Origin of the sequence: Exiguobacterium sp. BMC-KP (assembly GCF_001275385.1) — a bacterium.
Lineage (GTDB): Bacteria > Bacillota > Bacilli > Exiguobacteriales > Exiguobacteriaceae > Exiguobacterium_A.
Window position 1 is genome coordinate 719,141 of sequence record NZ_LGIW01000015.1, and the last position, 11,805, is coordinate 730,945.

An 11,805-nucleotide genomic window follows, 5' to 3' on the forward strand; every position below is an offset into this window, starting at 1 on the left:
TTCCGCTTGACTTAGAGTTCACTCTAAGGATTAGACTCTCACTATACCAAATCGAAAAGGGGATATGCTACATGAAGTACACAGTTATTACAGGAGCAAGTTCAGGAATTGGATATGAGACGGCAAAACTACTTGCAGGAAAAGGAAAATCACTCGTTCTCGTCGCACGCCGGACGTCCGAGCTCGAAAAACTTCGGGATGAAGTCAAACAGATCTCACCAGACAGTGATGTCATCCTCAAGTCGGTCGATCTCTCTGATAACCAAAACGTCCATGATCTGTATGAAGGTTTAAAAGAACTCGAAATCGAGACATGGGTCAACAATGCCGGATTCGGTGATTTTGATCTCGTCCAAGAAATCGATCTCGGGAAAATCGAAAAGATGCTCCGCTTGAATATCGAGGCGCTGACGATTCTATCGAGTCTGTTCGTCCGCGACCATCATGACGTTGAAGGAACAACACTCGTCAACATCTCGTCGGCAGGCGGCTACCGGATCGTGCCGAACGCGGTCACGTATTGTGCGACGAAGTTCTACGTTAGTGCCTACACAGAAGGTCTGGCGCAGGAACTGCAAAAAGGCGGCGCGAAACTCCGGGCGAAAGTGCTTGCACCAGCTGCGACCGAAACAGAGTTCGCTGATCGTTCACGCGGGGAAGCAGGATTCGACTACAGCAAGAATATCAAGAAGTACCATACAGCGGCTGAGATGGCAGGCTTCCTGCATCAGTTGATTGAAAGTGACGCAATCGTCGGGATCGTCGACGGTGAGACGTATGAGTTCGAATTGCGTGGTCCTTTGTTCAACTACGCAGGATAAAATGGAGCAAGGTCCCTTTCTCGAAAATGAGAAAGGGACCTTTTGATGTAAGCATAATCCATATGAAGTGAACGAATGATTCAAAAAAAAATATCCATCACTTATTTTTAAAGACATTCTTTGCTAACTTCCATACAACATAGACGAATGCGCCAATGATTAGAAGATTCATCAGAGCGCCGACAATCATGAATTGTCCCATGATTTAACCACCTTTACAGACGTTGTAAACATGTTATTTTCGTTTGGAGAACCTCAAGCTAATAAAGAATATTGCCATCAGTACGATAGCGATGTTCAAGGCTAACGTTAACCTTTCATTATCGATCACTCGACCATTCAATAGATTCAAGATGATAACAATCATCATAAATGAGATTAAAAAGTATGTTATGGATTTTTTTATCATAAATGACTTCCTTTTTTTGTATTCTTGTATTAGTTTAATCATATCGATAATTTAAAAAAAAGGGGAATGTCGAAAAACGAATTAAAGGAGTGATGAAATGAAACGAATCTATGGATGGATTTCAATATTGATGATTGTAGGAGTGGGCATCATCGGTGCTTCAGCCTATAAGTCGTTTTACTATGATGAAAAACAAGAAGTCACTCAGGCAATCGATCATTATCTGAAACAACAGAAGTATATGACACACGTGAAAAACAAAGACATTCGATATGATACGAGCACGGGTGAATTCTTTGCACGAGTCGTGTTCCAAGATGAACCAAAGAATGAATATACGATCTATCAAGCGGGATCGAGTCATATAAAGGTCACGGGATATAAAGACGGCGTACAAATCACGAACAAACAAGAGGGACGGTATATTTCAGAGGATTGAGAGCCATCCAGATCAGGAATGGAAGTGAGGGGATAAAATGAAAAACATGATTTTCTTAGGAATCGTCGTTGCGCTACTAATGGGACTCTTTTCACTTCATTACGGGTTACATCTAATCGATGATACGACGCTTAAAGTATCGCTTTTGATTTCGCTGATCGTCGTACTAATCGTGCGGAAAAAATGGAAGATTTCGTTTTAACGAGAGCTTGATTGGGACGTCAGACGATTGTTTGGAGGAAATGATAAGTGAACGTTAATGAATTTTTGGGTTGGAAAATCAGCTTGGATGATGAATTATATGCCGTCATTGATGAGAAGGCGAGAAAAATGGTAGTGATGGGGGACTTCATCGAATTAACTGCAGTCTTGTGGTTGGATCAAAAGAACATCTTGCAATTAAAGCCGACATGGGATTGTGTGATCTCCATCGATGATGCTGCAAAACAGATTACGATCCGCTCGGCAGAATCATTGAGCATAAAAGAAGAATGTTAAGTGATCAAAAACGAGTTCATTCGAAAGATCGCTGAATGGGCTCGATTGTTATTTGAAGAACGGTGTCTACTTTAATTCATGTTGAACTGAACCAGTCACTTGAACATGATGCTGGTCGTATACAGTCGTCAGCATATGATCTTCAATGATTTCATAGTTATATGTATAGTTCGGTTCATTCGTGTATTGATTTCCAACACGTATCTTCCAGCTTTCAACTCAAAGACCGTTTCTTTTTTGAAATATCTTGGTCGTATCCTGATTTAACTAACATTCGTTCAATCTTGATTTCAGTCATCGTTTTAGAAACGAAGAGGTAAGTCGGATAGGCAGCTATCAAGATGACGAGAACGATAAGAGTATAGATCAGCGGGCGTACTTCTTTTTTCATGCAATCACATCCGTTCCGATGAAATGAATAGAGAAGCTAGGTAATCTATATTGAAGTTGAGGAGAGATAGATGATGGGAAAAAACAAAGACGAGATACCGTACTATATGAGGAACGTTCCGTTCTTCTTCCTAACGGCACTACTCGCACCCGTCGCGGAATTACTTGTCCTAATCCACTGGGAAAAGCTCTCTATGCAAATGAGAAATAATCATTTGACGTTCTCGATCTTAATGACCATGTTATACATCTCAAAAATACTGCCTGACGGTCTGTTTAAAATCATATTCGCGGTCTTTACGTGGACGTTGATTTTATTCGTGACATACATCTACTTCGGTGGCGGAAGAAAAGGAGGGAAACCATGAGTAAGTATCATCTATCAAGCATTCGGTTAGTTCTTATCGTCGTCATTACGTCGTCAATCTTGTATTTGGGATTCGATTGGGAACTCGGGTATGGCATCATCTTGTTGATTGGTTTAGTAGGATTCACGATTTATCGCAACTTTGAGGCTGCTCGGATCGAGAAAATCGAAGCGCAAACGAAGAACGATTGATTTCATCAGAAGTCCATCGTTCTTTTTAAATATGACCCCACCGAACTAAATCCTCGAGGTAATCACGATATGTTTCTTCGACTTCTTCTTCTGTCAGCTCTCTGGCTCGAATAACGAGGTCTTTTACGACAGGATCGGCAAAATGTGCACCACCGACGAGAGCATATAAGTAAGAGCCAATCACTTCAGATTGATTCCTAACCAAGAATCCAGTGATATATGTACCGTCAAGACTCTCTAAAACGATATCAACCCGGCGTCCTTCCATCTCATCGAGAATCAATTGATTGTAATCTGCTTCTTTTTGATTAACATATCGGTATCGTCGATTTCTCCTTTTATTATCTTGAATCTCCCACTCGAAATCGTCTAATTCACTAGGCGTAAAAAGCGAATCCAACATGGCAGCATCATCAATCTTTAGGCAGCAAAAGATGGCATCGTATTCAAGTTGATCGTCATTCACTAAATCCGAGATGTCGTCTTTCGGGATTTCGATTGCATTATATCGCCGGGATACGCGTTCGATGACCGTTTCTTTTTTAAACGTCAACTGTTGCTTCCGGTGTTGAAATTTATGAGATGCTTTTTCATACTCCATACTGTTTTCCTCCGTTCGAATTAAATGTCATATCTCTAGTGTAATAGCAATAGTTCTTAAAAGTAAGTGAGTCTGACCGTATCTCAGTAATAAAGAATTGTTCTTTTTTTGAATAAAACTATAAACAAGGTCAATTGCTGACGATAAATAGATACAGAATAATCTCACAAGAAAACTGTTGTAGAACATGAATGATACATAGAAGGAGTTAATGACACCATGAATGAAACCTTACCGAGACCGTTACGCTCACCAGCGATCTTATCGAGCCTTGAATCAAACGTCGCGATGATCTGTTTTGATCGCCAACGACGTGTCGTCGACGTCAATGACTTGTTTGCGAAAACGATGAAGTATAAACGCGACGAGATGATTGGCTTACAGCACCATACGTTTTGTACACCAGAATTCGCGAACAGCCGTGAGTATCAAGACTTTTGGACACGCCTGTTCTCGGGCTTCAGTACAGCGGATAAAATCAAACGAGTCGATGCCCGGGGCGACATCTTATGGCTTGAAGCAACCTACATGCCGATCTTTGAGGGAGAAGAAGTCGTCGGCGTCGTCAAGATTGCCAGTAACATCACGGACCGGATTGACCGGGTACAAGGATATGCGAAAAGCTTCCAGACGCTTGCTGAGGGATTGAATTTGCAATCGGTTCATGGATCGAAAGAGGGCAACCGGCTTCAAGAGACGATGACTACGATCGCGAGTGAAACGGCAGAAAACCAACAGACGTTCGAAACGCTGTATGACCAAGCAATCGAGATCACAAAGATTGCTGATACGATCAAGGAGATTGCTGCCCGGACGAACCTGTTGTCGCTGAACGCGGCAATCGAAGCGGCACGTGCTGGAGAACATGGTAAAGGCTTTACCGTTGTTGCGAGTGAAGTCAAAAATTTATCGGATTTAGTCGGAAGTGCAGTCGTCGAAGTACGGACGAATACGGAAACGATGAACCGTCAAATCATGGCGATGATGAAAAAGATTGAAGCGTCCCATCTCGAAGTCGCGTCAAGCCTTGCGACAGTAAAGGAAACGATGCAACGTTTTACCGCGATCGAAGAGGTCGCACATCAACTCGAGCAACAAACGGAAGATTTTCGGTCGTTTATTTGAGAAGAATACAAAGAGAGCGATGGCGAGAAGTCATCGCTTTTTTGTTTAGTCAAATTAGTCGTTTTGGAAGAGTACAGGCGTGGGAAATAACACGTGAGCCCGTTGACCGCAGAACGGAGGCACGTTATAATTCAAATAGACGTTTGAATGTAAAGCAAAAGGAGGCAACGTCATGGCACATGATCATCATCACCACCATCATCATACCGACAATAAAAAGGTACTGGGCCTGTCGTTCCTGATCATCACCGCGTTCATGATCGTCGAGGTCATCGGCGGAATTTGGACGAACAGTCTAGCGTTGTTATCGGACGCCGGGCACATGTTAAGTGACTCGATTTCACTTGCGATCGCCCTGCTAGCCTTCCAGTTCTCGAGTCAAGCACCGGATGCGAACAAGACGTTCGGTTCAAAACGCTTTGAAATCCTAGCCGCCATCATAAACGGCGTGACGTTGATCGTCATCGCTCTCTATATTTTCATTGAAGCCATTCAGCGTTTCATCGATCCACCCGCTGTCGCAACGACCGGGATGCTGATCATCAGTGTCCTCGGGTTGCTCGTTAATATCTTGGTCGCCTGGATCATGACACGTGGCGGTGGACATGAACACAATCTCAACATGCGTGGTGCGTATCTACACGTCTTAAGCGACATGCTTGGATCAGTTGGAGCGATTGCGGCGGCTCTTCTGATCATGTTCTTCGGTTGGGGATGGGCGGATCCGCTCGCGAGTGTCATCGTTGCGATCCTCGTCTTACGGAGCGGTTATTACGTGACGAAGGCGTCGGTGCACGTCTTGATGGAAGGGACGCCGAGCGACGTCGATATCGATGAAGTCGTCGCGACGATTCAGACGAACGAAGCCGTCCTCGGACTACATGATTTACACATTTGGTCGATCACAAGTGGCTATAACGCGTTATCGTGTCACGTCGTCGTCAAAGAAGACATGACCGTCCGGGAGTCGGAATCGATTCGTGAACAAATCGATCACGATTTAAAACATGTCGGTATTGAACACGCGACGATTCAGGTCGAGACGAATCAACACGCGCATGGTGATACGTTGTATTGCGACGGGAAACATGAATCGCATTCACATTAAAAAACGAGCGCATGTCCAAGTCGGACGTGCGCTCGTTTGCTTATGCTTAAATGATCGGCACCGTTGGTAGAAACAGCGTCGCGAACAGACTGATACTCAAGAACATCGAGTATCCGAAAAAGGTCGTTTTGGCATTTCCAGCAGCTCGGTTACCTAAGTACATGAAAAAGACGATAGATAAGAACGTCAAACCCGTCAATACGGACGAGTGGTGTTGATCCGGCGAAGGAGCAAGCGACTGGACAAGATGCGCGAGACCAAGCGGCAGGACGATCAATAGAAAGTAGTAGCCTAGACGAGCCTCGGATGGGACGTCGACCTGTTTCTGTTCGGTTTCATAGTCATAACGCGTTTGCGTTTTCATGGATCTTCACCTCCCTATGCGTTTTAGTATAGCGAATGAACATGTCGGCTCTGTTACAGACGGGTAAGAATGCCTTAACAGACGATGACGATGTGATGACGAAAAAAGAATGGGCAGCAATTGAGAAAAATTGTAAGATGAACAAGAAGTCGTTTTAGGAAAGGAATAAAGCATTATGTCACGTGCGTTTCGTTTTATGTATGTCTCCGATCTGTTATCGACCGTCGGGACGAGTTTCGTCTATATCGCGATCTACTGGTTAAGTGCGGAACAGATCAGTGCTGCTGGTGTCGCCTTGCTTGCAACCGGTGTCTTTTTGATTCGTTTTCTTGTCTCAACGTTCGTCGGACCATGGATCGACCGCTTCGTCAGTGCATCGTTGTACCAAACATCGTTACTCATTCGGATACTGGCGCTTAGTATCGCGTTAGCTGGGATTGGACTGACGGACGTCGTCCTACCGTGGTTACTCGGCTTACTCGTTGTTCAGACGATTCTACAAATCGTGGGTGGAAATGCCGTCTTCACATGGGTCGTCGATTTAGTCGAAGATGATCAATTGCCGCAAGCGAATGCCTATCTCGCAACCATCGAACGAATCGGTACGCTAAGCGGATTTTTACTCGGTGGGATGATGATCGCCCATTTCTCGATGGCGAGTATTCTGTGGTTCGATCTCGGACTGCATCTCGTCGCCTGGTTACTCGTTCGACATATGACAGGACAAGTCGCAGAAGGGGCGCATCAAGGATCGTACCGCGAATCGTTACTCGAAGGAATTCGCCACGTCATTCAAGACAGTCGCTTGAAATGGATCTTGGGTTGTGCCATCCTTGCAAACTGGATGATCACACCGATGAACACCTTACTTGCGCCATACGCGAAGGACGTCTTATTGGGGAATGCACAGACCTTTTCTGCGCTTGAGCTAGCGACGGTAATCGGGGGAATCACGATGTCGCTCCTATACGGGAAGTGGGTCGTCTCGATCAGGCAGGATAAGCTGTTTCGTGTCGCTGTTGTATTGCAAGGACTCGCGATTGCAATCGTTGCATATGTCTCGTCCGTACCCCTTGCGATTGGCGGGTTCGTCTTACTTGGCATGGCGCTGACACTGTTCGGGATTCCGTTTTCGACCTTGTTACAACGCTCGACGCCTGCGCACTTACTCGGACGGGTCCGGACGGCGATGGTCGCAGCTTCGACGGCATGTTCCGCGCTCTGCTACGGTCTGTCATCGTACTTGACGTCGTTCTTCAGCATCTCGTTCGTCTTCCTGTTCTTTGCCTTGAGTGGTCTTGTCATGACCAGTATCTGGTTACTGATTCATCGTACTGTTTCCTTTTCAGAAGTACGACAGGACAAGGTCGGATGAAATATCCGCCTTGAGATGGAGGTAAGCGGTTTCGCGCTTTTGTACACTAGAGATAGAAATGAACGATGAGGAGTGGAGTCGATGGAGAGTTTGTGGATCACGGCATTATTGTTTTTGATTCCGATCAGTGGGATGACGGTTTTCTTGAATGTACTGTGGCGCCGAATGGAAACGGAAGGCGTTTCGGAGTAAGGATGAACTAACTAAACAGTGCGTCTGCTTACCAATTTTAGATTGGACAGCGGACGTTTTTTTCATTTGAGGCATAAATGGTCGTAGAAGAATGACCTCAGATTCGTTAAATCAATACTTCCCGTGTAAACTGAAGTAGCAAGTGGTTTTATGATTTTTCGATCGAAGATAAGGGGGGAGCATCAACATGAAAGCAATCATTACAGGCATGAACGGAACGGTAGCGCCTGTCGTTGCGGACGTTTTAGCAAAGTACGACATCGAGACAGTCGCGTGGGACCGGACGAAAGTCTCGACGACTGAAGAATCTCGAATGCGGACATTTTTAGAAACCGAACGGCCGAATTATTTCTTACATATTGGGATGGGATCCGTCAGTTGGACGGAAGCGCTCGTTCGCTTGTGCCAAGAATATAAGATTCCATTTTTCTTCACGAGTACGGTGTCTGTTTTCTCGGACGACGTACCAGCACCGATTGAAAAGGATGCGAAGCCTGATGCGACCGACGAGTATGGTGCCTATAAGATTGCTTGCGAACAAGCGATTCAAGCAATTGATCCACAAGCGAAAATCGTCCGAATCGGTTGGCAAATCGGAACGGAGGCAGGTTCGAACAACATGGTCGATTTCTTTACGAACGAGATGAAGCAACACGGCGTCATTCAAGCAAGTCGCAACTGGTATCCATCGAGCTCGTTGCTTGAAGACACGGCGGAAGCACTCGTTACGATTTTACTGGAACGCGAAGCGGGGCTCTATCAGTTGAACGGAAACAATCGTTATTCGATGTACGATTTAGCGCGTGCCTTAAATACACTACATGCTAAAAATTGGACGATCGAACCAGTCGATGAACCGCGCCGAGACAATCGAATGGCGACAGACATCGTCTTGGTTCGCCCGTTATCAGAACGATTACCACTCTAATCAAACATCCCGCTCTTCTTGACGCGTGTCAAAGAGAGCGGGATGTTTTTTACTGCGTTATTGACGTTTCCGCTGCAAAAGCAAGTGCGGGTCCAAAGATTTCGTAATGAAGTTTATCTGGTGACGCCGTGAAGTGTTCAATGACAAATTGAATCATTGCTTCCGGACCACAGACGTATGTCAGATCCGTGATGCTTGCGATGACGTCTTTCGGTAAGCGTCCTGCCTGATCCGTTGCCTGATGTTCCGCATAACGAACGATGCGCGCGCCACGTTGCTCGAGTAAGGCGAGTTGTTCTGTAAACGGACGATTGCGTTCATCTTGGACAGCGTGATGTAATGTCACGTCTCGCCCGGCAGCTAATGCTTCCTCTGCCATTGCAAGCATTGGTGTAATCCCGATCCCACCGGCAATCAGAACGACGGGTTCGTCGGATGCATCAAGCGTGAAAGAACCTGCTGGCGCACTAATCAACACCGTGTCACCGATGCGAGCTGCATGTAAGTAGTCCGAGACAATCCCTTCTCGTTTGACGCCAATCGTATAGGTCGTCGTGTTCGATGCCGTCGTCAGACTGTATTGACGGTTGTGCCATAAGCCGTCTTGATCTTGAATCCGTATCGTGATGTATTGGCCTGCTCGATAATCAGGAAGCGGACCGTCCGTTTTAAAAGTCAGCGAGCGAATGCCGTCTGCTTGTTCCTGAATGTCAGAAATCTCGACAGGCTGATAACCAGAAAAACCTTTCGCCTGTTCGTCCTGCGCGTATAATTCAGCTTCAAGGGCGATGAACAGATCGGCAATCTCCCCGTACGCTTCACCCCACGCTTGCAAAATCTCTGGCGTCGCTGCTTCCCCTAAGACGTCTTGCATCGCTCCGAGTAATTCTTGACCGACGAGTGGATACATCTCCGGTTTGATTTGAAGACTCCGGTGTTTATGAAGAACTGGTAACAAGACTGGTTTTAACGTCTCGAGTCGATCGATGTGAGCAGCAGCGGCATAAACAGCCGTCGCAAGTGCTTGCGATTGTCGGTCGCTTCGTTGATTCGATTGATTGAAGACGTGCTTCAGTTCCGGGTGAGCCAGAAACAGTCGCTGATAGAAGACTTTCGTGATCGCTGCACCGTTAGCCGCAAGGACCGGTACCGTCGATTGGACGATTTGAATGGTAGAGGTTGATAACATAAGACCACTTCCTTTTCATTAAGTAATGAAGACAGTCTTAGTATTTCGTACTCGCCATTTTAATACAACATTTAAAATACTAGATTAATCGACATCGTGCGTTTTGTCACAAGCAGGTCAAAATTTCGACAAGGATTCGTCACGATTGATTGGAGATCCAGAGCTTGGCGAAGTCAAAATAACCGAATGAATCAATCGTGATGTTTTGCAGTTCGATCGGATATGGAATCAGTCGCGTATCGTGATAGAACGGGATGAAATAGGATTCGTCAATCAAGTAGCGTTCGATTGCTTGATGAATCGGGAGCCAATCTTCAAACGGTGTCGCATCGTATTGTTCAATCCATGTCAGCATCTCCGGCATCTGCTGAAACAGTCGGATCGGCGGTGAAAACGTGTTCGTCATGAACTGATAGAAGGCGTACTGAATATTCCGCTCGAACACTTCGGCATGGACGGCGAGATCGATCGTATCGTACGCATGGAAATCCGTGATACTCTCCTCAAATCCGACCTCGACGAACTCATACGGAATTCCGTCCTGATCGAACCGCTGACAGAGCCAGCGTGTCACCTTGTCCGTAAAATCAGTCAGCTTGATTCGGATCGGTTGCGTGAACAAGACGGCAGGACCTTCCGGTGTAGGGGAAGGTCGACTGAACGATTCAATAAATCCGGAGTCGTTTGGTTGTGCCCGTTCATGGAACTCATGAATGCCACCGCGTACTTCCGCGACGAGCCGGTGGATATAATGTCGCGCGGCTTTTGATTCAAACGGACCACCGGCGCGCGGATGAAGCAAGACAAGACCGAAGCCGGACTGGGTCGCAATCGTATCAATCGGACTGGAGTCAGAAGCCGATGTCCGGTAGACCGGGTCATATTGCTCCGGCATCTGGATGAATTCGATCCGGTCGAGCAGGGCACGGATACCAAAGTAGTTCGGGAACGCCGTCAGAACGGTCTTCTTGTCGTCGTGTTGCGTCAGTTGGAACGGTCCCGTTCCGACTCCGTCCTTGATAATGCTCGTATGTATGGAGGCGAGCTGTGGCAAAATCGAACTCCGGCGTTGATCGAGTGTGAGATCGACCCGGTACGGACCGTTCGAGACGATCTGTTTCACGTGCCGATAGGAATAGGCGTAAGCAGGGTAAGCAATTAAAGCACGCAGACTCTTCGTCACTTCTTTACTTGTCAGGAGCGAACCATCATGAAAGCGGACATCCTTTCGTAAGAAGAGACTGAGCGTCGCCCCGTTCCAGACATAGTGATGAGTCAGCTCACCTTGAATGTTGCCGTCGACGTCGATCGTAAACAATCGGTTAAAGACGTTCTGGACGAGGTGGGCACTATGGATATCCGCTGCTTCTAACGGATGTGTCGTCAGGAAGTTCCGCTTTCGCGGAATCAGCAAAGCGTCCGATGTCGTTTGCGTATAGCCGAACTTTCGCTCCAGTTGCCGCATGAAGCGTCCGGTTTGTGCCGGCGACCAGTCCCACGTCAATTTCTCCGTTACCGACTCGATTGACTCACGGTCGATTCGCTCTAACATCTGTTTCGCATACTCGCGTTCAACGTGGCGCAACCAGACGAGCTCACTCAAATTCCCTCGTCCACGACCACTCGTATAGTCAATCCAGCCTTCATCCTGCCATTTATTGAGATATCGTTTTGTTTGTTTAGGACTTAAATGGATCGCGTCAGCGAGTGTTGCGATTGAATAGTGTCCATTTCGGCAAGTCTTCCATAACATAAAAAGATAAGCATCCATCTCATTCATCCTCCTTAAAAGGGGACATCTTTTTTG

The 11,805-nt window shown here is 46.4% G+C and carries 15 protein-coding genes; 10 read left to right on the top strand and 5 right to left on the bottom strand.

Features of this window, described 5'->3' with window-relative positions; genetic code table 11:
• Positions 1-71 precede the first annotated feature (71 nt).
• The 4 genes from ADM98_RS09335 to ADM98_RS09345 all read left to right on the top strand — a co-directional run bounded on the left by ADM98_RS09335 (position 72) and on the right by ADM98_RS09345 (position 2,167).
• Positions 72-821, top strand: coding sequence for an SDR family NAD(P)-dependent oxidoreductase (locus tag ADM98_RS09335; RefSeq protein ID WP_053453250.1), 750 nt, complete (start codon positions 72-74; stop codon positions 819-821).
• Positions 822-1,327: 506 nt separating this feature from the next.
• Positions 1,328-1,669, top strand: a complete 342-nt coding sequence (locus tag ADM98_RS09340; protein WP_053453251.1) for a DUF3139 domain-containing protein — start codon at positions 1,328-1,330, stop codon at positions 1,667-1,669.
• 46 nt (positions 1,670-1,715) lie between these two features.
• On the top strand, positions 1,716-1,871 hold the full coding sequence (locus tag ADM98_RS17345; RefSeq protein WP_160315929.1) for a hypothetical protein: 156 nt from the start codon (positions 1,716-1,718) through the stop codon (positions 1,869-1,871).
• Positions 1,872-1,954: 83 nt separating this feature from the next.
• Positions 1,955-2,167, top strand: coding sequence for a hypothetical protein (locus tag ADM98_RS09345; protein ID WP_235504865.1), 213 nt, complete (start codon positions 1,955-1,957; stop codon positions 2,165-2,167).
• Positions 2,168-2,381: 214 nt separating this feature from the next.
• Here ADM98_RS09345 and ADM98_RS17350 read toward each other — a convergent pair whose 3' ends face one another.
• Positions 2,382-2,558: a hypothetical protein gene (locus ADM98_RS17350; RefSeq protein ID WP_160315930.1), complete on the bottom strand. Its 177-nt coding sequence runs from the start codon at positions 2,556-2,558 to the stop codon at positions 2,382-2,384.
• A 73-nt stretch (positions 2,559-2,631) separates the two neighbouring features.
• Between ADM98_RS17350 and ADM98_RS09350 the strand changes: the two genes are divergently transcribed.
• Positions 2,632-2,925: a hypothetical protein gene (locus ADM98_RS09350; RefSeq protein ID WP_053453253.1), complete on the top strand. Its 294-nt coding sequence runs from the start codon at positions 2,632-2,634 to the stop codon at positions 2,923-2,925.
• Entirely contained in the window at positions 2,922-3,116 is a 195-nt protein-coding gene (locus tag ADM98_RS09355; protein ID WP_053453254.1) for a hypothetical protein, read from the top strand. The genes ADM98_RS09350 and ADM98_RS09355 overlap by 4 nt, the downstream gene beginning before the upstream one ends.
• A 25-nt stretch (positions 3,117-3,141) precedes the next feature.
• On the opposite strand, the gene ADM98_RS09360 is transcribed toward ADM98_RS09355, so the two are convergent.
• The gene (locus ADM98_RS09360; RefSeq protein WP_053453255.1) at positions 3,142-3,717 is read right to left on the bottom strand and encodes a hypothetical protein; all 576 of its coding nucleotides are present in this window, start codon (positions 3,715-3,717) and stop codon (positions 3,142-3,144) included.
• Between the two features lie 219 nt (positions 3,718-3,936).
• On the opposite strand from ADM98_RS09360, the gene ADM98_RS17680 reads away from it, so the two are divergent.
• On the top strand, positions 3,937-4,842 hold the full coding sequence (locus ADM98_RS17680) for a methyl-accepting chemotaxis protein (RefSeq protein ID WP_053453256.1): 906 nt from the start codon (positions 3,937-3,939) through the stop codon (positions 4,840-4,842).
• Between the two features lie 172 nt (positions 4,843-5,014).
• Positions 5,015-5,950, top strand: coding sequence for a cation diffusion facilitator family transporter (locus tag ADM98_RS09370; protein WP_053453257.1), 936 nt, complete (start codon positions 5,015-5,017; stop codon positions 5,948-5,950).
• A 46-nt stretch (positions 5,951-5,996) separates the two neighbouring features.
• Here ADM98_RS09370 and ADM98_RS09375 read toward each other — a convergent pair whose 3' ends face one another.
• The gene (locus ADM98_RS09375) at positions 5,997-6,314 is read right to left on the bottom strand and encodes a hypothetical protein (RefSeq protein WP_053453258.1); all 318 of its coding nucleotides are present in this window, start codon (positions 6,312-6,314) and stop codon (positions 5,997-5,999) included.
• Between the two features lie 196 nt (positions 6,315-6,510).
• On the opposite strand from ADM98_RS09375, the gene ADM98_RS09380 reads away from it, so the two are divergent.
• Both ADM98_RS09380 and ADM98_RS09385 read left to right on the top strand, forming a co-directional pair.
• Complete coding sequence (locus ADM98_RS09380) at positions 6,511-7,689, top strand: MFS transporter (protein WP_160315931.1); 1,179 nt, start codon at positions 6,511-6,513, stop codon at positions 7,687-7,689.
• Positions 7,690-8,068: 379 nt separating this feature from the next.
• A complete protein-coding gene (locus ADM98_RS09385) occupies positions 8,069-8,809 on the top strand; it encodes a sugar nucleotide-binding protein (RefSeq protein WP_053453260.1) in 741 nt (246 codons plus the stop codon).
• A gap of 49 nt (positions 8,810-8,858) precedes the next feature.
• On the opposite strand, the gene ADM98_RS09390 is transcribed toward ADM98_RS09385, so the two are convergent.
• Entirely contained in the window at positions 8,859-9,998 is a 1,140-nt protein-coding gene (locus ADM98_RS09390; RefSeq protein ID WP_053453261.1) for a globin domain-containing protein, read from the bottom strand.
• Positions 9,999-10,137: 139 nt separating this feature from the next.
• Entirely contained in the window at positions 10,138-11,751 is a 1,614-nt protein-coding gene (locus ADM98_RS09395) for an ABC transporter substrate-binding protein (RefSeq protein WP_235504866.1), read from the bottom strand.
• Positions 11,752-11,805 lie beyond the last annotated feature (54 nt).